Annotated in this window: 18 protein-coding genes; 15 read left to right on the top strand and 3 right to left on the bottom strand. The window is 38.0% G+C overall.

What is annotated here, in order from left to right:
- Positions 1–73: 73 nt before the first annotated feature.
- On the top strand, positions 74–1,090 hold the full coding sequence (locus E4O07_RS06480; RefSeq protein WP_253730558.1) for an IS5 family transposase: 1,017 nt from the start codon (positions 74–76) through the stop codon (positions 1,088–1,090).
- A gap of 270 nt (positions 1,091–1,360) precedes the next feature.
- Positions 1,361–3,196 carry a methyl-accepting chemotaxis protein gene (locus E4O07_RS06475; protein ID WP_253688052.1) on the top strand — a complete coding sequence of 612 codons (1,836 nt, stop codon included), beginning with the start codon at positions 1,361–1,363 and terminating at the stop codon, positions 3,194–3,196.
- Here E4O07_RS06475 and E4O07_RS06470 read toward each other — a convergent pair.
- The gene (locus tag E4O07_RS06470; RefSeq protein ID WP_253688051.1) at positions 3,185–4,129 is read right to left on the bottom strand and encodes a pseudouridine synthase; all 945 of its coding nucleotides are present in this window, start codon (positions 4,127–4,129) and stop codon (positions 3,185–3,187) included. The genes E4O07_RS06475 and E4O07_RS06470 overlap by 12 nt on opposite strands.
- Before the next feature lie 61 nt (positions 4,130–4,190).
- Between E4O07_RS06470 and E4O07_RS06465 the strand changes: the two genes are divergently transcribed.
- The 13 genes from E4O07_RS06465 (at position 4,191) to E4O07_RS06405 (ending at position 19,458) form a co-directional block, all read left to right on the top strand.
- Entirely contained in the window at positions 4,191–4,679 is a 489-nt protein-coding gene (locus E4O07_RS06465) for a divergent PAP2 family protein (protein WP_253730602.1), read from the top strand.
- Between the two features lie 5 nt (positions 4,680–4,684).
- Complete coding sequence (locus E4O07_RS06460) at positions 4,685–6,136, top strand: hypothetical protein (protein ID WP_253688049.1); 1,452 nt, start codon at positions 4,685–4,687, stop codon at positions 6,134–6,136.
- Positions 6,133–7,419, top strand: coding sequence for an SLBB domain-containing protein (locus E4O07_RS06455; protein WP_253688048.1), 1,287 nt, complete (start codon positions 6,133–6,135; stop codon positions 7,417–7,419). The genes E4O07_RS06460 and E4O07_RS06455 overlap by 4 nt, the downstream gene beginning before the upstream one ends.
- Positions 7,416–8,450, top strand: a complete 1,035-nt coding sequence (locus tag E4O07_RS06450; protein ID WP_253688047.1) for an RnfABCDGE type electron transport complex subunit D — start codon at positions 7,416–7,418, stop codon at positions 8,448–8,450. Before E4O07_RS06455 ends, E4O07_RS06450 begins: the two co-directional genes overlap by 4 nt.
- On the top strand, positions 8,443–8,928 hold the full coding sequence (locus E4O07_RS06445) for a hypothetical protein (RefSeq protein WP_253688046.1): 486 nt from the start codon (positions 8,443–8,445) through the stop codon (positions 8,926–8,928). Before E4O07_RS06450 ends, E4O07_RS06445 begins: the two co-directional genes overlap by 8 nt.
- Positions 8,929–9,522 carry a hypothetical protein gene (locus tag E4O07_RS06440; protein WP_253688045.1) on the top strand — a complete coding sequence of 198 codons (594 nt, stop codon included), beginning with the start codon at positions 8,929–8,931 and terminating at the stop codon, positions 9,520–9,522.
- Positions 9,519–10,058: a hypothetical protein gene (locus E4O07_RS06435; protein WP_253688044.1), complete on the top strand. Its 540-nt coding sequence runs from the start codon at positions 9,519–9,521 to the stop codon at positions 10,056–10,058. Before E4O07_RS06440 ends, E4O07_RS06435 begins: the two co-directional genes overlap by 4 nt.
- A gap of 91 nt (positions 10,059–10,149) precedes the next feature.
- Positions 10,150–12,033, top strand: coding sequence for an alpha-amylase/4-alpha-glucanotransferase domain-containing protein (locus E4O07_RS06430; RefSeq protein WP_253688043.1), 1,884 nt, complete (start codon positions 10,150–10,152; stop codon positions 12,031–12,033).
- Between the two features lie 439 nt (positions 12,034–12,472).
- Positions 12,473–13,615, top strand: coding sequence for a nucleotide-binding protein (locus E4O07_RS06425; RefSeq protein ID WP_253688042.1), 1,143 nt, complete (start codon positions 12,473–12,475; stop codon positions 13,613–13,615).
- Positions 13,616–13,626: 11 nt separating this feature from the next.
- The gene (locus tag E4O07_RS06420) at positions 13,627–15,813 is read left to right on the top strand and encodes a FapA family protein (RefSeq protein ID WP_253688041.1); all 2,187 of its coding nucleotides are present in this window, start codon (positions 13,627–13,629) and stop codon (positions 15,811–15,813) included.
- Positions 15,814–15,824: 11 nt separating this feature from the next.
- The gene (lgt, locus tag E4O07_RS06415) at positions 15,825–16,841 is read left to right on the top strand and encodes a prolipoprotein diacylglyceryl transferase (protein ID WP_253688040.1); all 1,017 of its coding nucleotides are present in this window, start codon (positions 15,825–15,827) and stop codon (positions 16,839–16,841) included.
- The gene (locus E4O07_RS06410) at positions 16,834–18,825 is read left to right on the top strand and encodes an NAD(+) synthase (protein ID WP_253688039.1); all 1,992 of its coding nucleotides are present in this window, start codon (positions 16,834–16,836) and stop codon (positions 18,823–18,825) included. Before lgt ends, E4O07_RS06410 begins: the two co-directional genes overlap by 8 nt.
- 9 nt (positions 18,826–18,834) lie before the next feature.
- The gene (locus E4O07_RS06405) at positions 18,835–19,458 is read left to right on the top strand and encodes a DedA family protein (RefSeq protein WP_253688038.1); all 624 of its coding nucleotides are present in this window, start codon (positions 18,835–18,837) and stop codon (positions 19,456–19,458) included.
- A gap of 12 nt (positions 19,459–19,470) precedes the next feature.
- On the opposite strand, the gene E4O07_RS06400 is transcribed toward E4O07_RS06405, so the two are convergent.
- Together E4O07_RS06400 and E4O07_RS06395 are read right to left on the bottom strand one after the other, a co-directional pair.
- Positions 19,471–21,447, bottom strand: a complete 1,977-nt coding sequence (locus E4O07_RS06400; RefSeq protein WP_253688126.1) for an ABC-F family ATP-binding cassette domain-containing protein — start codon at positions 21,445–21,447, stop codon at positions 19,471–19,473.
- Positions 21,448–21,451: 4 nt separating this feature from the next.
- Complete coding sequence (locus E4O07_RS06395) at positions 21,452–22,771, bottom strand: SH3 domain-containing protein (RefSeq protein WP_253688037.1); 1,320 nt, start codon at positions 22,769–22,771, stop codon at positions 21,452–21,454.
- Positions 22,772–22,778 lie beyond the last annotated feature (7 nt).

Raw genomic sequence — 22,778 nt, 5'->3', positions numbered from 1 at the left:
GCAGATAAATTATACAATAGGGCACCTCTAAAAACCCCCTTTAAAAAAGATTAAAAAGATGATAAAATGAGGTATGAAACAAAAAGGATTATTTGATGAAGAAGATCGTTTAAGAGTATTAAGCAAGTTAGGAGATAGTCTTGAAAAATTAAACGAAAAAATAAATTGGGAAATATTCAAACCCCTATTAAAAAAAGCATTAACCAAAGAGTCAAAAGGTTTAGGCGGAAGACCTGCATACGATTATGTAATGATGTTTAAAATAATAATCTTACAAAAATTATACAACATAAGTGATGATCAAACGGAATATCAAATAAACGATCGGCTATCCTTTATGAGATTTTTAGGATTGGAATTAAAAGATAAAGTACCCGATTCAAAAACAATATGGCTTTTTAAAGAAAAACTCATTGAAGCGAGAGTATCAAAAAAGTTATTTGAAAAGTTTGGAAAAGAATTAGCTAGGAATAACTTAATAGGAAAAGAGGGAACGATAATAGATGCGACAATAGTAGAAGCTCCGATACAGCATAACAGCAAAGATGAAAATGAACAAATTAAAAACGGAAAAATTCCTGAACAATGGCAAGAAAAACAAAATAAGGCAAAATTATCGCAAAAAGACTGTGATGCGAGGTGGACAAAGAAGCATAAACGTAATTATTACGGTTATAAAGATCATATAAAAATAGATAAAAAAAGTAAGCTTATATTGAAAGCGACGGTAACAGCAGCCAATGTTCATGATAGTAGAGAGTTAAAAAATTTGATTGAAAGGGAAGATGAAAGATTATACGCAGATAGTGCCTATATAGGAGAAGAAATAGACAGGATTTTAAAAGCGAAAGGAATAGAAGGGCAAATTTGTGAAAGAGGAGCAAGAGGGAAACCTCTTAGTAAAAAACAAAAAATCGGTAACAGAAAAAAATCAAAAATACGGGCGAGAGTCGAACATGTATTTGGCTTTATGACAAACTCAATGAAAGGTATATATGTAAGAACGATAGGATTAGCTCGTGCAACATTTTCGATAATAATGATGAACTTAACATACAACTTATGCCGATATTGCTATCTAAAGAAATAAAATGAGGGAGCATATAGGTAATAAAATGAAAAGTAAGGGAACTAAGATAAAGAATCCAAGTTTTACACTAGACAATTTATAAAAAAGCTACTAAAATAATAAATAGGTACACTAAAAAATAGGTTTTTAGAGGTGCCCAATAAAAATTTTTATACTGCAAGATAAAATTTTAAATTATTTTAATTGTAGTTATGATAAATCAAATTTTTATCCTTGCAGAATATAAAGAAAAGGTTTAAAATTACGATATACCTAATAAGGAGATTATTTATGGAAAAAGTTAATGCAATTATTCCCCCTCCGCCAAAAAAGATTTTAGTGTTTGATCTATTTACCAACCTCGGGTGGATTGCCGGTAATTTTTTTACTTCTATTTTTGTAGGAAGTTCTACTAATTTGAGGGCTGTTGTAAGCTCAAAGGCCTTTATAATCGGTATGCTGATTGCCGTTTTAAGTCCTATCATAAAACAAAAACTGTTTTTTCCTGCGATTATAAATTGGGAAGAAAATCCCGAAAAAGCAAAAAAAAATATATTAAGGTATGAAACCTTTTTATTAGTTATCCCCTTGCTGTTTACCGCTTCCGTGCCGCTTATCTCTTTGGAGGTTGGAATTATTGGCGAAACCGGTTTGTTTTTGTCCTCTCTTTTTAGTACCATAGGGAATATATTCTTGCTGGGTACTATATTTTCATCAAGTACCATTAGAGCTTTTGAAAGATGGGTTTCCTTTATTCCCGTTGAAGAAGAATTCTTATCGTTTTCGATGATAAAAAAAATTACTATTGCAAGTATAACCTGTATTATCGCGGTCATCCTCCTTGTACTTGCTCCCATTGTCCGTTATGAAAATCAAAATATTTATGAAAGGCTTATAAGTTCCGTTTTACCCCTGTTTATTTACAGTTTGGTTTTATCGGTGCTAAGTTTGGGAATAATAGTAAAATCTATTGAAGTTCGAATTTTTTTGATTCAAAGAATAGTAAAGGATTTGGCTGACGGAAATTATAAGAGGGACCCTGTTGCAAGCTGGAACAGGGATGAGATAGCTCTTTTACTGGTAGATATCGGTAAGCTTTTGAGTTTTAACAAAACTTTTATAAGGGATCTTAATGAAAGCGTAGGCCTTTCAGGGGACACGGCCGAGTTTCTTTCTGAAAACATGGATAAAACCTCTGAGGCTGTCAGAAAGATAACCGATAATATTTCTTCTGCCAGACATCATATCCAAGATCAATCTTCAGGTGTTGTAAAGATGCAGGGAACCTTAAAACAAATGGCCTCAGGTATAGAAAAATTAGGAAAAAATATCGAAAGCCAATCTGCAGCCGTTACTGAATCTGTTGCAACAATAGAAGAAATGGTTTCCAATATTCAGTCCGTAACAAGAACCGTAAAAGAGAATGTCGACTCCATCGAAAAATTAAACGCTTCTGCCGAATCCGGAAATCAAGCCGTTTCGACAGCACACACGATAGCAAAAAATATTACCGATGATTCCGAAGGCCTTTTGGAGGCTTCCAATGTTATTCAGCATATCGCAAGTCAAACAAACCTTCTCGCAATGAATGCGGCTATTGAGGCGGCTCATGCGGGAGAGTCCGGAAAGGGTTTTGCCGTAGTTGCCGATGAAATCAGAAAGCTGGCTGAAGAGTCCAGTGTGCAGGGTAAAACGATTACAACCGTATTAAATAATCTCAAAGCCAAGATTGAAGAGCTTAACTCAGCCGCCGAGACTACTGAGATTCAATTTGCCGAAATAATGAAAATACTTTCGACGGTAAATGACGGAAGCAGCTCTATAATGCATGCTATGACAGAGCAAAGTTCGGGAAGCAGCCAAGTCTTGGATGCCGTAAAAGAGATAAGCGATATAACTTATGACGTAAAAAACGGCTCCTTGGAGATACTGAAAGGGAATACCGAGGTCAGCAAAGAAATTGCAAAGCTGGTAGAAATTTCTCAAATGATAGACCAAGGAATGAGCGGTATAGGAAGCGATACCGGACAAATAAATGAAATTATAACTCAGGTAAGCGAAATAAGCGGAAAAAACAAGGAGGCCGTCGCCAAGGTTATGAAGTACCTGTCTAAGTTAAGTTTTTAAGTTTGTCAAATCTGCCTTAAATAAAGTTTTAACCGCCCTCCTAAAGTTTTCGGGAAGGGGGGCGGTAATCTCTTTAGGCAAGTCATCAAAAAAAGCTTCTTTAAAACTCAATTTATAAGCGTGTAAAAAGTAGGTATTTTTCGACAAATCTTCGGAAAATACTTTTTTTTGTTTTGAGCCGTATTTTTTATCGTTTAAAAGGGGAGTGCCGAATTGGGAGCATTGTATTCTTATTTGGTGCTTCCTTCCGGTTATAAGATTAAAGAGTACAAGGCTTAAATTTTCTTCTTGTGAAAAATCAAGGATTTTTATGAGGCAAAGACATTCTTTTCCGTCGATTTTGCTTTTAAATTCGTTTAAGGCCGGTTTGCCCTCCGTTATTCCTAAGTAGAATTTACCTATCTTCCCTTCTTGCAGGGCCTTTGAAAAGGCTTGAGCTCCCCTTAGGCTTTGCGAAAAGGTTAGGATTCCGCTTGTACCCTTATCCAGTCTATGCAGTGCACCTGTTTTAAACGAGAGGCTTTTTTCTTTAGGCGGAAAATATTTTGTGACGGACTCACAAAGGCTTTTTTCTCCATGTACAAGCTCTCCTCTTCTTTTATTTATAAAGAGCAGGTCATCGGTTTTTAATAGGACATCCGGTTTTTCAGTCCCTTTTAGGGATTTATTTTTACATAAAGTTGAAGAATTTATTTCAGCCATGGCAGGGTTGTCCGTTAGATCAAATAGGCTTAAATCCATAGTTATTTCATCGCCTTTTTGAGTTAAGTAGGCTCCGTTTTCTTTTTTACCGTTGACTCTTATCTTTCCTCTGCGCATTGCCGAATATACACCAGAGAGAGGCATCTTTCCTAAAAATTTCCGTATTACGCGGTCCAATCTCCGGCCTGAATCGTCTTCACCTATATAAAAAATCTTATTTTCTTTGCTCATTTCTATATTATATACCATTTACAGACTTGACAAAAGAGCTATTTTGTAGAGAATTAAAGATATGTTGGAAACGATGTATAAAACGCAATGGAGCCTCTTTTTTTCTAATCCGATTTTTTTGTCGGCTATAACAAGCTGGATGATGAGTCAGGTTATAAAGACTATTTTTGCATTATTCAATGCCTCAATAAAAACCCCTATTGATTTTGTAGAACTGGTGCTTTGGCGTACTGGAGGCATGCCTTCAAGCCATTCCGCTCTTGTAGCGTCTTTAACGGTAAGCATAGGTATAAGGCAGGGATTTGACTCGGATCTGTTTATTTTTGCTTTGTTCATGGCAATTATAGTTATACGGGATGCCGTGGGCGTAAGAAGATCCAGCGGTTTGCAGGCTAAGGCCTTAAACGATCTAGGTTCAAAATTTGCCGAAAACAATGAGGGGTATCACTTTAGGGCCGTAAGAGAAATCCAAGGCCTCAAGCCCGTTGAAGCAGTTGCCGGCATTATTCTTGGTATAATCACATCAATATTATTTGCTTATTTTGGATAAGAGTCATGGATCAGCCTAAAAAATACATCTTCGGCCTTGATATTATTGCAGGTTTTTTATTGATTTTCTCTTTTTTCTTGTTAATCTTTGTTCCGATGAGCTCAAGGTCTACGTTGTGGAAGGATTACCGTATCCTTTTTTTACCTATGGAGGTAAATGAGCCTGCTATTTTGCAGGCAGCCGAAGAAAACGGTATTACAGGGATAATTTCTTCTCAAACAATAGAAAACCGTTTTTCCGATTTGGAGGAACAAGGTTATACCGGATACCCGTTTACCGATAAGGAACGTTATACCCAATGGTTTATAAATGATCAGGAAAATATCAGGTATATGTATATTCCATCCGATAAGCACATAACTAAGGACTTTTTTAGGTTTTTAAAGCACAATACGGCATATTTTTTTATAGAAAACGATTCTCCTTTTTCAATGTTTCAGTTTTGTATTGCTTTAATATTTTTTGCAGTATCTTTTTTTTATACAAGCCGCAAAAAAAATTATTTTTCCGCAGCCTTTCCCTTTGTCCTTTATGCGGCCTTTCAGCGGGGGATTTTAGCTCTTTCTTCTGCCATTCTAATCATGTATACCCTTGCATTTTGGATGGAAGCTATAGGCGCCTCGTTAAAATTTACAAGGGAGCAGCTTTTATCCAGAGTCAAAAAGAATCCTCTCTTGGTCTTTTTCCCCTTTGTTGCCTTGATAATCGCAAAATTCAACAGTAATATTTCGCTTGTTCTTTTTATTTTTGCAATATCGATTTCAGCCTCTTTTACATACATCATAGAAAGATTAAGCTTTTTTATTGAAGAGAAAATAGATACACAAAAAATTCATAAGACAATAAGAGCCTATGTAATGAATCCCAAATCGGTTGCAAAATTTTGGAATACAAGGCATTTATATATCGTTTCTTCTTGTGCCCTTTTTTTTATTGTCTTTTCGGCCTTGTTTTTATATTTCAACTTTAATAAAACCATAAAGGCATATCAAAATACCCTATATCTGCCCATGCCTGAGACCTCGGTAGGCCTTTCGGGTTTTTCAAAAGAGGCTTTTGATGAATTAAAAAAGATAAGGACAGGAGATGAGCTTCCTGACCTTGGAAACCTTATTTCGGATACATGGAATGCAAAGGTTATCCCCTTTACCCGCCTTGACCTTTCTCCTCAGGAAAAGGTTAGTTTTAACGATTTTTCTGTAGACGAAAAAGGAGTAGTAACGGAAAAAGACGGCCTTGTATTCAATTTTGACGATGAGTTTATAAAGAGCGTTATTTCATTTAGGACCAGCCCTTCTATCGAAGATCTGCTTTACAGTCAGGGAAGGTTTATCACGGCTTCTTATGCGCCTAAGAAATTTCCGCTTAACCGTTATAATAGTGCAGCATTGCTTGTTGCCCTTGTTTCGGCTATAATGCCGTTAATGATTATATTATTGAGAGTGTTTGAAAAATGACGGAATTTTTAAGATTTAAACGGGGTAAAGAAGTTTTAGAATACCCTAAGCTGCCTGCCTCGTTTGAAGGAAATGCCTTTTTGCCTCAAAGGGCCTTTATACCTATAGCCTTTGATTCTAAAAAGCCGCCGGAAACCCTTGTTATGAGGGGGGAGACCGTAAAAGAAGGTCAAATTATCGCCCGTACCGAGGAACCTTTTTCGGTAGGCATATACTCTTCTATTCCCGGAATCTTGTATGACTTTGTTGACTTCACCCTTCCTGACGGAAAGCTCATTCATGCTGCAGCCGTAAAACTTGAAGGGGCTTTTGATATTCTCGGCCGGCCCTCTGCCGATTATCCGTGGAGAACTTCTTCTCATTCCGAAATTATAAGGGCAATAGGTTATTCGGGAATTTTAAATACGGCCGATCTTTCGGCATTGCCCCTTATTTATCAGGTAAGAAATGCTTTAAAAAAGGGAAATGCCGATATCTATATAAACCTCTTCGATAAAGATCCATCTTCGGGTATCGACTCAATCCTGTTTGATAGTTTTTTTGAAGAGGTTGCAGAGGGGCTGGGTATAATGGCTAAGATTCTCAATGCAGCTTCGGTAACCTGTATTCATAAGCTGATGAAAAAAGATCTTTTTAAGTTGGAAAAAATTTCGGAAACTTGTGAACCTTTTTGTAAGGTAAAATTTATAAATGCATCTAATGATTATCCCTTTGTTCAAAATAATTATTTTGCAAATAAGGAAAATCCTTTTTTGATAGATATTCCTACAGCTATGTATACATACGAGGTTGTAAGAACAAACAACCCTATTACCTCCGTTTATGTTCTTGTAACAGGTAAGGCTATCAATGAGCCCAAGGTCTTAAAGGTTAAGATCGGTACGCCTATAGGAAATCTTATAGAAGAGTGCGGAGGCTTTAAGACCATGCCGGCACAAATTATATTGAACGGGCTTATCGGCGGTTTATCTGCCGATACTTTGGATATACCCGTAACAAGTACCTTAAAATCGATTCATATACCGGGGAAGGATAGTATAAAAAAACACTCCATAGAAGAGTGTATAAATTGCGGTTTATGTTTTAGTTCTTGTCCTCTTTATTTGGAACCTAAAAAAATAGTCAAATCCATTGAAGCTGAGGACTTAAACGAGGATATTGTAAAGCAAATAAAGATTTGCAGCGGCTGTGCTTGTTGTTCCGCCTGCTGTCCTTCAAGAATTCCCCTTTGCTCCATTATTTTAGAGATGTCAAAAAAAATTAAAAAAGGAAGTATTCTATGAAATCTTATTCTAACCTGTCTTTGACGGCTGCTCCCTTTGTGTATACGCGTCTTCCGGTTTTTAGAATTAATATTGCCGTTTTATCTCTTTTAGGTATCCAAATTTTAATTTTAGCTCTGACTGCCGACTTTTATGCTCTTTTAAATATTGTCACTGCCGTTATGGGCGTATTATTTGTAGAAAATTTACTTAGATACTTAGCTTCCTCTAAACTAAGCTTATCCCTCGATATGATAATTTCCGGCTTGTTGATAGGTTTTTTTATGCCTACAGGTATAGGCTTTATCTTTGTTTTTATTTTAAGTGCTTTTTCTGTTTTTATTGTAAAAACCATGTTTGGAGGAACGGGGCGAAATTGGTTAAATCCGGTTGCCTTTGCGGTATGCGCTGCATATATTTCCAGACCGGAGGCCTTTCCTCCGCTGATCTCAGACTTTTCACTCTTAAGTGAAAAAGGCAGTTTTTTTGCAGTGATGGAAGCAAACGGCCTTATAAAACTTAAAACGGATTTTACGGTTACCTCTGCTCTTAATTCCCTCTTATTACACGGGGTAGGCGTAACCCTTCCTGAAGGCTATATAAGCCTCTTTTTAAATTCTACATCATCAATACCCGCTTTCCGTTACAATATAGTTACACTGATGTCGTCGATAATATTGTTTTCTATCAGGGCCGCAGATTATATTCTCCCGGCGTTTTTTTTGGCAGCCTATGCTCTTTTAGTTTGGATCTTCGGTATGGTGCCCGTTTTAAATATTTATTTTACCGGAGATATATTGTCTGCCGTTTTAACTGGCGGTGTTTTATTTGCAGCATTTTTTGTTATGACGGAACCCGCATCTTCTCCCAAAACCAAATACGGAAAGGCTATGAGCGGATTTTTTACAGGCGTTTTTGCCTTTTTTATATGTGCCCATGGAGCATCGCCTGCAGGAATTTTCTTTGCCATAATTCTAGGCAATATTATTTCTCCTCTTATCGAAAGGCTTGAGATAAAAATACAGGCAAAAAAAAGGAGCCTTTATGAATAATTCTAATATTGAACAGATAAAAAAATACCTTCTCCTTTTTGCTTTTTTTATTGCTGCAGGACTTATATTGTGGGGAAGCGGTTATATAATTTCAGGGCTTAAAAGCGATGTTTATTTACAAGACGCCGACTATATTCTAAAAAAATCTCCGCTTTGTTCGGAATATCAAGATGTAGAATTTATAAAAGCCTTAAATCCCTCCTCTTTGAATATGAATTTTTGTAATGCGGTTTTTGAAGTAAGAATGAAGGAGAAAAAAGGCTATGCCGCCTTTGTAAATATGAGCGGTAAATACGGAATTTGTCAAGGAATGTTTTTGTATTTCACAGAAAAATGCTTTTTTTGCGGCTTAGGAGGCGGGATTGCCGATAAACCGGCTATGTATTACGGCATAACTTCTCTTACTATAAAAGTTTCAGAACAAAAACTAGAATCTGCCTTTGAACGGCTTGAGATAAAGAATAAGGAGGAAAAATAAATGGCTGCAAATAAAAAGTTGATAGTCTTTGTTTTCGGCCTATGTCCCATAATTCCTGCAGCCTCAAATTTTGCTTACGGAATTGTTTTAGCTGTTTCATTGTGGGTTATATTTTTTTTGGGACTTTTAGGAAACTACGCCGGAAAGCTGATGGATATTAACCGTTTTAACTACCTGTTTGTAAGTATATTTATGATTACAGGTACGGCCTTGGTCAATGCCTTGCTGGAAGGCATATTACCTATAATACACGGTCCCCTTAAAGTATATACTTACATACTGACATTTTCGTACATTATCTTTTTGGGTTTAAAACAATATTATGAAGACTCGGAATCATTGGATATACCTATATGGTATTCCGTCTTGATTTTAATTTTATCCGCTTTAAGGGAATTTTTTGCTTTCGGCTCAATTTCTTTTCCTGTTTCATCGGGCTTTTTATCGCTTCGTCTGCCTTATTTTTCAAATCACCCTCCGTTCCGTTTTCTAGGAACCACTGCCGGAGCCTTTATCATCCTCGGTTTGATAATCTGGATTTATTTTTCCGCTACAAAAGAATTGCCGACTATTAAGATTGGAGAAGAAGAATGAGTCTGATTATATTTTATACCTTTGTATCTTCAATTGTTTTTGTATATGGAATAGGCTTGGAATTTCTCTATGTTTATCTTGAAAGCCCAAAAAAAATATACTCATTTTTTATTAAAAATGTCATAGCAGTTTTTATATCGGTCAGTCTGATTTGGGGGCTATGCCGCTATGTTTTAAACCCTCTGGGAGTCGGCTTTTTGCTTCCCGTTTTAGCTATAAGTTTTTTAGAATCTTTGAATTTGATTTTTAAGCTTATATGGCCTAAGTTTATCTGTTTGAAACCTGAAGAAAAGATTTTTAGTTGGGGGCTGGTATTTTTTTGTCTTTATCAGGCCTCTACTTACCTAGAGTGTCTTGCCTTGATTTTTTCGGGCTTTTTTAGTCTTTTTGTATTTTTGTTTGTTCTAAATGCAATAAAGCAAAAAACAGCGGATAATGAGACTTTTACCGAATGGAAAAAAGCTTCTCTTTTTTTGATAAGCATGGGTCTAATGTTGACAGCCTTTTATCTTACTGATCTATCGCCTTTTTTTTAATTTTGAGCAGTTTTTGAAAAACGATGCAGGATTGACAAGGCTTTGCTTATAATTTATAATTGAAACATTGTAAAAGTGTAAAGGGGTTTTTGTGGAAAAGAACAGTAAAAAAAAGTTGGAGATATGTTTTGCCGTTCATGCAGACTATAACGTAATTGATGAGTTTTCAAAAGAAGATTATACTCAAGACTACAAAGATTTTTTTTCAAACTTATATTCTTCTCCGTCTATTCCCTTTACCCTTGTCTTTAGCGGCAGATTTTTGGAATGGATACAGCGTAAAAATCCCTCTTTTTTCGATGTTATTTACGAAATGCACAATAGAAAACAAGTCGAAATTCTGGGAAATGCCTTTTATGAGCCCTTTATTTCGATGATTCCCTCATCGGACCTCATAGGTCAGATAGAGTACATGACGGATACTTTGCGCAAACATTCTTACAAAAGACCCCGCGGCATGTATCTGCCCTATTTTGCATGGAATCCCAATGTTCTTTCCAATTTACAAAAATGCGGAATGGAGTATTGCCTGCTTGATTCCCGTTTTTTTATTAAGGCCGGTTTAAATGCCTTTGCTCCGGTTTGTATGGAAGACGGCGGAAAAATATTATTCGGTATTCCTTCTACCTATGAATTTGAAAATACCGATTTACAGCCGGCTGCCTTTTATGACTTTTTATGCAATTATGCAAGTGTGGTTACCGAGACAAGCGTTGTAGTATTCTTATCAAGGGAAACGGCTGTTAGATTTTTGGATAAATCAAAGGATAAAAAATCGTGGATGGAGGAATTTTTTGAACGTGTTTCTTCTCCCGACTCCGTTATCTCGCTCACTCATACCGGGCAAATACTTAAAAACAAAAGGATATATCAAAAAGGTTTTATATCCTCAAATGCAATATTTTCAAATCAGCTTGTAAACACTTCCGTAAAGCAGCTTTTAGCAAATAAGCCCAACGTCTATGCCATGTACGCAAAGATGATCTATGTGCATAGTCTTGTAAATCAGGTCCGGGGCGATAAGGCCCGTAAAAACAACTCCTCATTGGATTTGTGGAAGGCTGAAAGCGGAATACTTTTTAATTTGGATTGTAAGCATAAAAAATATAATAGGGATTTAAGGCAGTACTGCTACCGAAATTTGCTTTTAGCCGAAAAACAGACACGAATTCCCGGTGTTTTTGCAGATTCTTTAACCAGTTTGGATTTTGATCTGGATGGTGTCAAAGAGTTTATATCTCAGCGGGAGCATCTTAATATGTATATTCACGCCATGGGCGGGAAGATTTTTGAGATGGATGTATTTTCCGCCTATAAAAATTATGCAGATATTTGTTCCGAAGAGACCGGCCTGTTTGTAGATCATCTTATATCTTCGGATGAGCTTGAGATAATTAAAAAGGGTGATTTTAAGACTGCCGTTGCCAAGCCTGTTTTTTGCGAAAATCTTTATCAGGATGTGAAATTCGACAGGGTTAAATTTGAACTTTTAATGAAAACTGAAGGAAGTTTCCGCAGCTTTAATCAGTTAGTATCCTTGCGTAAACAATACAGCTTTAATGATCAGGGAGTGCAAGTTCAATATATTTTAAAAAATGAAAGCCCCTTTAATCTTTCGGCTTATTTTATGGTGGAGATAGATCTCTCTGTGAGCCCTGTTGAAAAAAAACTTCCGAATGTTTCTGTTTATGCAGATGATCAAAAATATGAGGCCTCTCAAGAAAAAAATACCTTTTCAAAGGTATCTTGGATTCAAATAAACGAACCTGAAGGAAAAACAGTCTTCACAATAGAATCGAATGAGGCTGCAGAGTGTATTATTCTTCCCATATACGAAAAAATTCCTGAGGCAAAAAATCCTATTATGGGAATAAGAAATCTGTTTTTTTGGAAGGTCGATTTAAATTCCGGATTTGAAACGGAAAAGCTTCTTTTCTTTAAAGTGGATGCAAAAAAATCGGGAAAAGAAAAATAAAGCCCTCTATCCCTCTTGACCGCAAGGCTTTACTTACGTAAACTGTAAGTATGAGACGCGTTTTGCCTTATATACTTTACATATTAGCATTGGCAATTGAAATAGTCAGGGTTCTCTTATTTGCCTATATTGAAAAGACATTGCCTTGGCCTTTGAGTATTGTTGACTGGGTTTGTTTTGTGCTCTTATGTATACTGGCCGTGTTTTTCTTTTTATTATTGCATCAAGAAAAGGATTTTCATCAACTTTTAAGGATGATTGCCGTCATTAAATTTTTGTCCATCATTGCGGCATGGTTTTTTTTGATAAAAACTGCGCATTTTGTAAGTCTGACGGATTGGACAGCCGATATGTTTATTTTACAGACACGGACAACAAGGTTATTTTTGTATATTGATACTGTGATATTAATTTTATGCTTAAAAAGGGAGAGGTCTTTATGCAAATAATTCCTATTGCCAGCGGAAAGGGCGGTGTAGGTAAGAGTCTTATAGCTGCAAATCTTGCAATTGCATTGGGGCAGGCAGGTAAGAGGGTAGTGTTGGCAGACCTTGATTTAGGAGCTTCAAACCTTCACTTGGTTTTAGGTATTCAAGGACGCAAAAACGGCATAGGTACTTTTTTAACAAAGGCTGCCGAATTTAAAGATATAATAATCGAAACAGAGTATGAAAATGTAAGGTTTATCCCGGGCGATTCCGAAATTCCCGGATTTGCCGCCTTAAAAATATATCAGCGAAACTCTTTGGTAAAAGAGCTGTTAAAGCTTGAAGCCGATTTTTTGGTTTTGGATTTAGGAGCAGGTACTCACCTGGGTATCTTAGACTTTTTTTTACTATCCCCTCAGGGAATCATAATTACCTCTCCTTCAGTAACCTCAACCCTCGATGCCTATGTTTTTTTAAAAAATATTGTGTTTAGAATGATGTGTTCTTCATTCCCTGCAAAATCTAAGGGCGGTATATTTTTTGAAAAACTAAAAAATGATGTTCCCGGTATGCAGCGCCTTTATATTCCTTCAATAACCCAAGAATTGATGTCCTTGGACCCCGAAAATACTAATAAATTTTTAAATAAATTTTCACATTTTAAGCCGCGCATTATAATGAACATGATGGATGATCCAAAGGATGCTGAAAAAGCTATGAAGATACGCCGTTCTGCAAAGCAGTACCTTAATATTGACCTTGAGCATCTTGGGGTAATATACACGGATGCCGTTCAGGATAAGGCTCTTTCTTCAAGACTTCCGGTACTCAGGTACAAACCTCAGTCCATGATTTCTCAGGCTATATACCGAATAGCCGATAAACTTATTCAATCTGAAGCCGAAAATTATAGTGGAGAAGACTTTCAAGAATTTTCAGATTATTCTTTTATGTCGGCTGAAGCTGAGGCTGAAACGGATTTTAAGTCTAAGATGGAATATTTGGATGACTTGATAGGAGGAGAGGTCTTGTCTTCGGGTGAAATGAGCGAAATTATAAAATCTCAGCAATTTGAGATAAATGTGCTAAGGAATGAAAATTTATTGTTAAAAACAAAAATAGCAAAGGCTCTTAAGCAGGGCTTTAAAGTATAGGAAAAAAGTTTATGGAAAATAAGTTGTGGACATTAAAGAAAAATAACAGCGGGAAGTGGTTTTTAACCTTTACAGCCTTACTTGAGCATGAAAATTGCCCCTCAGCTGATGATATCCATCTTGAGGCAAAAAGAAACGGAATAAAAAGTTCATCCCTTGTTAGTAAAAAAACTATTGAAGACTATTTAAAAAAACATACCGGCTCAGGCATAGAACCGATTCCTCTGCCGCTTGAACTTGATCCCAACTTTGATGCGAGGATTACGGCAAATAACGATAAAACTGCGGCCTATCTTTATGTACGAAAAGCCGCCGATTCCGCTAACGAAGTGGATATGTCCACTATAAGCAGACTTCTGCAAAGAAGTAATATTGCAAATATCGATACGGCAAAGGTAAAAGAGGGTTTAAGCGATTTTATAAATTCTTCAGAGATGGAATTTTCCATGCAGATTGCTGAAGGAGCTCCTCCAAAAAGAGGACCCGATAAAAAACTTATCACTCATTTTGAGCAAATACCTGACCATGAGGTACAACGTCTGGCAGACCGTTTAAAAAGACCCGATTTACGTACCCCTGATGTAGAAAATCCCACAACAGACCAGGATTATCCTCTTTCCGAGGCCGAAACCCTTACCGTTGTAGAAAAGGGAGACCTTATTTATGAGGTGGAAGATGCAGGATTGGGAGAAGCCGGTGTTGACGTATACGGTCAATCTATTCCGGGCCTTCCCGGCAATGATCCTTTTTTCTTGGATTTACGAAATATAGTACAAAACCATTCCGAGCTGCGTGCAGGAGTTACCGGTCTTCTTTTAATAGCGAATACCGAACGAGGCTTGAAGATACGTATAGTTCCGTATAGGGATGCTAAGGTGAGAGCCGTAATAAGCCGTGATAAGATGGAAGCCTCTCTTATTTTGCAGTCGGGACTTGGTGCCGGAGAAAGGCTTTCGGTAATAGGGGTAAAAACTGCCTTAAATGAAGTTAATCTGCTTGATTCAATTTCGGAGACAAGAATAAACGAGATTATCGAATCGGCTAGAAAGGCAAACGATGAATGTGAGTTTGTAATCTTAAGCGGAACTCCCCCTATTGCTCCCGGCTCTTATCGGCTTGAATGGTCGGTTAAATTTAATGAAGAACTTAGTACGGCAACTGTCGAAAAAGATGCTCTGATTTTAACGGCCCGCCTTTTACCTAAGGGCGAAAAGGGAAAAAATGTTTTCGGTGAACCTATTGATCCGAAAAATGCCGAACCTACAGATATACCGGCTAATGACGAAACCATAAAAGTTACCGAAGAAAAACACGTAATTAAATTTCTTGCGGCAGAATCGGGAGAGCTTTCCTTATTCAATAATGCCCTTTCAATTTCATCGCTTAAAACCATTCAAAGCGATATAGATACCAAATTCGGAGATGTAAGTTTTCCCGGCAACCTGATTATTACGGGCGATATTAAAGATGATGTAAAGGTAAAATCAAAGGGAAAATTGACAATTACCGGTACTGTAGAAAAGGCCCTGATTTATTCGGAAGACTCCCTTATTTTAAACGGAGGCATAAACGGAAAGGGCAGGGGTACTGTTTGGGCTAAGGATAAAACCACTTTACAATATGCAGAAAATGCAAGAGTTTTTTCGGGCGGCGATATAAGCATTGCTTCTTACTGTTTTAAGTGCTTGGTAAAAACAAACGGGACCGTGCATTTGACGGGCAGCCCGGGTGTATTGCTCGGCGGAAGTATCCATGCTGCAAAGGGTGTGTCGGTTCATGATCTGGGAGCCGAAAAAACCATAAGAACCATTATCTCGTTCGGGCAGGACTATTTAATAAAGGATGAAATTGAAGTCCGTGAAAAAGAAATAGAAGATAATAACGCCGAGCTTGCAAAAATTGAAAAAGAATTACAAACAAATCCTCCGAATATTGATGCTCTAAGACAAAAAAAGGTTAAGCTCTTAAAAAGAAACAGTGCTCTTACAGTCCGCATATTTAACCTAAAAGAAAATTTTGAATTTCACATTCCTTCAAAAATAAAGGTTACAGGCTCTGTTTATCCCGGTGTCGTTCTTGAAAGTCACGGCCGCTATTTTGAAGTTATGGAAACTCATCACAATGTCTTTTTTGAGTTCGATGAAAAAAACGGACAAATTATATGTTTGCCTATTAAAGAAGTTGAATTAGAAAAATAAGGGGTTTGACGATGCTTTTAGCTATACAATATCCTTCATGGCTTCATCCCGAAATTATTCCGGGACTGCCCTTTTTTAGATGGTACGGTCTTATGTATCTTGTTGCCTTTGGTGTTGCATATTTTTTGTTTTCTTATCAGGTAAACAAAGGGGAATTTGAAAGATATTCGCTCAGCCAAAAGGCTATGACAAAAGATGACATAGCAGACCTTTTTATATGGGGAATCTTTGGGCTTATTTTGGGCGCAAGAATTTTCGGAACCCTTGTCTACAATCCTGAAACCTATTTAAAAGCCCCTTGGCTGATTTTTTGGCCCTTTGCAAGGGATGGGGCCGGAAAACTCATTTTTGTCGGACTTCAAGGTATGTCTTACCACGGAGGTTTTATAGGCGGTTTTTTGGGAACTGTGCTTTGGACAAAAAAATCTAAATTTAAATTTGCCGCCGTTGCAGATCTTATGGCCGTTTCAATTCCTCTAGGCTACACCTTCGGCCGTCTGGGTAACTTTGCAAACGGCGAGCTCTACGGAAGAATAACAACAGCTAAAATAGGAATGATTTTTCCTCAAGCGCCTGTTTCGGACCGGTTTTATTTGGCCGAAGGCTGGGTAAGAGACTTTGCCGAAAAAGCCGGTCTTGCAATTCAGGAGGGAGCTTTAATGATAAACTTGCCTCGTCATCCAAGTCAGCTATACGAGGCTTTTTTTGAAGGAATTGTGCTTTGGCTTATCTTATGGCTTCTTCGCAAAAAAAAGCCCTTTGATGGTTTTTTGGTTTGTATTTATACTCTGGGCTACGGCTTTTTTAGATTTTTTATCGAATATTTCCGCCAGCCGGATGCCAACAAGGGCTATCCCATATCTTTAGGATTCGGGGCTGCAAATATCTATGTTTATGAATCTTGGAAAAACATATCTACAGGGCAAATACTATGCAGCTTGATGATTTTGGGCTCTCTTGCTGCGATGTTTATTCTGTATTTGCAGGATAAAAATGTAAAAGAGAAAAAAGGGAAAAACAATGGATAAAAAGAAGGGCCTTAATTTTTGTATTGAAGAGCTGGGCTTTTACCGTGTTTCAGTTTCTTCGCCTAAAATTTCTCTTGCAGACATAGACGAAAATTTAAATCTCCATCTTCAGGAGATTAAAAAAGCCGAGAAAGATGGTGCAAACCTGATTCTTTTTCCCCAACTTTCGATTACAGGGGCATCATTAGGTTCAGTTTTTAAACAGTCTCTTTTAATCGAAAAAGCCTTTGATGCAGTAAGACTTATAGCCGAAAAGACTAAGCAATTTTCTATTTTGTCCGTTGTGGGCCTTCCTTTTTTGTATAGTAATAAACTTTATTCTTGCTCGGCGGTAATCGGGAGCGGAAGGCTTATAGCCCTTGTGCCGCATCTTCCTTCAGAATTTTTAAGTCCTCATTTTTACGATTTTGAAGATGAACCTTGTCTGGTTCCATTTTGCGGAGAAAATATTCCTTTTGGAAAAGATTTTAAATTTATTGTAAGCCATAAGGATTCTTATAATCTTGGCAAGGGTTTTTCGTTTTCTTTTGATGCTTCTTCTTATTCGGATCTTATTTTAGCTCCGCTTGCTGAGCCTTCAAAACCTCTTGGTGCGTCTGCTATGAGGCAAGGGTATAAGGCCTTTTCTGCCGCAAAAAAATCGGCCCTTGCCTTTGTAAACTGCGGAATCGGGGAGTCTGTTTCGGATTATATTTTTGCAGGAGAGTGCGGCATATTTGAAAACGGAAAGGAACTAAGGTTTACTCAAGGTTTAAAAGACCCGCTTTTGAAAAAGCTGTCTCTTACTTCAAAAGAAGAACCTTACATATCTTCCGATATCGATATGGAATTTTTAAAGGGGCAAAAACTAGGTTTGAAGTTTTCAAAAAAGCCTGCTTCCGATTGGGAAATTTTAATAGAAAAAGAAAAGTTGAATACTAAAAAGACTTTAGATTATTATGTACAAAAAAATCCTTTTTTACCTTATTGCGATGATCTTCATAAAAATTTTATATATAAGAATTTCTTTTCGGAGCTTATTTTTTTCCAAGGCTCTGCCCTCGCAAGCCGCCTTCAGTTTATAGGCTGCTCAAAATGCGTGGTAGGCATTTCAGGAGGCTTGGATTCTTCTTTAGCCCTCCTTGCATCTGCATATTCCCTTAAACTTTTAAACATTGATTTAAAAAACCTCTATGCTGTTACAATGCCCGGCTTTGGGACAACCGAAAAAACAAAGAACAATGCTTCGGCTCTGGCAGAAATTTTAGGCTGTACTCTTTTGGAAATTCCTATCGGGAAGGCTATGGTTCAGCACTTTTCAGATATAGGGCAGGATATGGATAATCATGATATTGCTTATGAAAATGCCCAGGCCCGTGAAAGGACCCAAATTTTGATGGATAAGGCGAACCAAATCGGCGGAATTATGGTTGGGTCAGGAGACCTCTCTGAGGCAGCCCTGGGCTGGATGACATACGGGGGCGACCAGATGTCTATGTATGAGGTCAATTCTTCAATTCCAAAGACCCTTTTAAAAGATTGCATCCTTGCCTTTGCCGAAAATAAGATTTTCTTTGAAGATGAAAAGAAAAACGCAGCCTTTTTTGAGCTTCTATCAAATATTATAAATACGCCTGTAAGCCCTGAGCTTCTTCCGCCTAAAAACGGAGAAATTTCACAAAAGACCGAGGATATAATAGGCCCATATCAGCTTCACGATTTTTTTATTTATCATGCAATAGGGAACGGTTTTTCTCCTAAAAAGGTTTATTTTCTTGCCCTTGAAACCTTTAAGGATGACGCTTATTCTGAGACCGAAATTTTAAAATGGCTGAATATTTTTTATAAGAGATTTTTCTCTCAGCAGTTTAAAAGATCATGCAGTCCCGAAGGAGCCTCCGTTACCGGTTTTTCTCTTTCTCCCAGAGGAGCTTGGCTTATGCCCTCCGAAATCTCGGTAAAAATATGGCAAAAAGAGCTTGAATTTTTAGTTAAAATAATGTAACATACCGATATGCTGGCAGCTTTTTTGAATTGGATAGGTAACTATATAACTTATTTTCCCTTGGTAGTTTTTATCGGCCTCTTCCTTGGAGGCTTTAATATACCTATTTCGGAAGACGTTCTTGTTGCAATGTCAGCTATTCTTTCACAAGGTGAAAAGGCTTCAATTCCCCATTTTTTGTCTGCTCTGTACTTTGGTGCCATTATAAGTGATTGTATGGTATATGGCTGGGGGAGGCTTATTGCTAAGGGTTCCATATCGATGGGCCTTTTTTCAAAGATTATAACAAAGGAAAACACTTACCGTCTTTTAAAGGCTCTTCAAAAACACGGCGTGTTTACCTTTATAGTTTGCCGCTTTATCCCTTTCGGAGTTCGGAATGCCGTATCTATGACGAGCGGTTTTGTAAAATACCCATTTTATAAATTCCTGATCTATGATTCAATTGCTGCAGTATGCAATATTACCGTATTATACAGTCTGGTTTACTTTTTTGGAAGTAAGGGCGGCGATTTTATGAAGATATTCGGAATCGTAATGTTTGCCCTATTCTTGGCAGCCGGTGCCTATCTTGTCAGTTCCGGAAAGCTCTTTCAGTTTGCCGACAAAAAACTCGACCAAGAAAAAAAATAAGCTTATTCCGATTTAGCCATAGGCTTCCAACTTGGCAGCTGCGTCTGCCCAGCTTTCCGAAAGTTCTTCAGCCCTTGTTCTCAGCTCCTCTATTTTTTTCTGCACGGCCCTGCTTTTTTCGCCGTTGGAATAGACTTCGGGTTCGGCTAGGAGGGCTTCATTTTCGGCTATTTCCGCTTCGCATTTTTCTATTTCGTTTAATAGCCGCTCTTCTTCTTTTTCTAATTTTCTTCTTTCCGAGCGGAGCTTTTTTTGCTCCTCATAGGAAAGTGCGGCCGAGCTTATCGGCTGAGTTGCTGCTTGAGGTTTTGTTCCATTTATGGAAGTTTTGGAGTCGTCATCGGCTTCTTCTTGTTCAATGCGGTAAAGGTAATAATCATAGGTTCCCGGAAAATTCCTTACCCTTGAAGGCTGTAATCCTTCTTCATCGGCCTTGAGTTCCAAGACTCGCGTTGCAAGGTCTTGTATAAAACCCTTGTCGTGAGACACAAAGATTACGGTTCCCTCAAAGCGTTTTAAGGCATCCAAGAGCACATCCTTGGAGTGAAGGTCCAAGTGGTTTGTGGGTTCGTCCAAGATTAAAAGGTTCAATGGTTTTAAAAGAAGAAGGAGGAGGGCTAGCCTCGATTTTTCTCCTCCGGATAGTACCGAAAGGCTTTTATAGATATCGTCCCCTCGGAACAAAAAGGCTGCAAGCATATCGTATAGTTTAGGAACAAGTTCGGTAGGGGCCGAGCGTTCGAGGAGATCTATTATGCTTTCGCTTCCCGTAATGGTCTCCGATTCGTCTTGAGAAAAATAGCCCATTCTAACCCCGGCTCCTTCTTTTAAGCTGCCCGTAAAATCCTTATCCTCTCCTGCCAGAATACGCAAGAGAGTTGACTTGCCTGCTCCGTTTTTTCCGGCTAAAACAAGGCGTTCTCCCTTTTCGACTGTCAAATCCAAATTTTCGATTACCCTGTGAGTACCGGATGCCGTTACGTAGGCCCTGCTTATTCCTTCTGCCTGTAAGACAATTTTACCCGAATGAGGGGCCGGAGGAAAGCTGAAGCGTATTTTTTTTAGGTGCTCGGGAAGCTCTATCCTTTCCATCTTTTCGAGCCGCCTTATTCTGTCCTGAACCAAGGCGGCTCGGCTTTCCGTATACCTGAATTTTCGGATAAAGTCTTCGGTTTTGGCAATTTCTTCTTGCTGCTGCTCATAAGCTTTGATAAGGCCTTCAAGTTCTACAGTCCTTATTCTTTCATAATCGCTGTAGGTTCCCTTATATTTTTTTAAGTTTCCCTTAAAAAGCTCGTAAGTTTCGTTTACGGTTTGATCCAAAAAGTAGCGGTCATGGCTTACAAGTAAAAAGCCTCCCTTAAATTTTTTAAGCCAAAGCTCAAGCCAAGAGCGGGCTTCGATATCGAGGTAGTTCGTGGGCTCGTCAAGAACAATTATATCTGCATTTTGTAAAAGAACCTTTGCAAGGGCTATGCGCATTTGCCGGCCGCCTGAAAATTCTTCTGTGTTCTTATTAAAATCGGAAGAAGAAAAGCCCAAGCCGCGTAAGGTTTCATCGATAAGGCCCTTTTTTGCATTCCAGCCCGAATTTTCAAGCCTTGTTTGCAAGGCGTGATAATCGTTTGCCAAGGCTAGGAGCTTTTGCTCGTCCTTTTCTGTTTTCATCTTTTCGCCTGTCTCATCCATGGCTTTGATAATATCGTAGCCGTAAGCAAAGGCCGTTTCGGCTTCTTCTGCCAAGGTTTTTCCCTTGTGGACGATTCCGGACTGGGGTAAGTAGGCTATTGATGTATATTTTTCCGAGGCTATCTCCCCAGAGTCGGCTTTCATCTGACCTGCAACAATCTTCATTAAGGTAGATTTGCCGCAGCCGTTTGCTCCCGTAAGGGCAGCCTTTGTTCCGGCCGTTAAAATTAGGGTAACGTCTTTTAAAATGTCTCTGTCCCCAAAGGCAAGGGAAATCTTTGAAAGCTGTATAAAGGGCATGGCTTTAGTTTGCTGCAAAGAACAAGATCACCGGATCTAAACTTCTGCGTGTTACAATATTATCCTGTATACTTGAAGACTCTACTGCTTCAAGGCGGAGCCCCTTGGATGAAATACTGTACATAAAGACAACGGGCTCGGATGTTTTTTCAAACCGAAAACTCAAAGCTCCCTCATAGTCCGATAAAAGCTTTTTGTCCAAAAAATGCTTTAAACTAATCTTGCCGGAAGAACCTGCCCCCGAAGGTATAATAGAGGGAGAGAGAAGGTTGTAACCGCTCCAAATAAATTGACCGTCAGACAATATTTTCAAAGAACCGAAATTTTCCGATGTAAATTCGGATGAAGTTTTTGCTATTTTTTCTATTACCGCTTCTCTTCTTTTTATTTCTTTATTGATAATATTTTCAGGTGTGGCATTTAGGGTGATAAAGTTTTCCAGCCTGAGTTTTCCGTTCTTATCGGAAAATTCGAGAGTGATGATATCCTTACCTCTTATCTGCATCGAAAGATTAGAGCCTTCAAAGAGATACTTGTTTCCGATTTTGATAACCTTGGTATATGGAAAAGAAAGCCTTGTGTTTTCAAGCTCGACTCTTGCAATACCTGAGCGTAAACCCGGAAAAAAGCCCCATGTCAGGCTTATTTTATCGAGATCAACCTGCCTGTTGTTTATCATCTTTCTGTAATGTTCGGGATACCAAAATTCGTTTAGAACAGCATCAAGTTCTGCATCTTTTTCTTGGGCTAAATTCGAGTTTTCGGATGACTCAGTTTCTCTTTCATCATAGATATTTAGATTATATGAAAAACACCATCCTCTTACTCCATCCTCGGTTAGAACCTCATACCACTGGCCGTCCATAGGTTTTCCGCCTTTCAAAACCGGAACCCCTTCTCCGAACCAAAGAATCTTTACAAGTTGTCCTAATTTTAAGCGGTAAACCTGATTTGAGGTATTGTCGGGGTTTGAGCGCATCGGAAGGCCGTCTAACTTAACCCTTGCATAAGCATGTTTATGATCGGTTAACCTTGCCTGAAATTTACCTGCATCTTTTTTTGACTCAAAAAAGGTAAGCTGCCAAAGGGGAATCTCTACTCTTAGCGATGTTTTTTCGTTTAGGCCTACAATGTAAACCTTTTCAATATTAGATTTTACATAAACAGGTATTATATCTCCTGCAGTAAGGTTATATTCGGGAATTGACCAGTTTACTACACCGTAACCAAGCTTTTTTGAACACGAGCCGAAAAAAACAGACGATGCTATAGCAGATACTAAAATAAAAACAAGCAGTTTCCATTTTCGAAAAAAATTATTCATGCAAATA

Origin of the sequence: Treponema sp. OMZ 798 (genome assembly GCF_024181385.1) — a bacterium.
Taxonomy (GTDB): Bacteria; Spirochaetota; Spirochaetia; order Treponematales; family Treponemataceae; genus Treponema_B.
The sequence above is the reverse complement of the archived record's forward strand: the minus strand, read 5'-3'. Positions and strand labels throughout refer to the sequence as shown.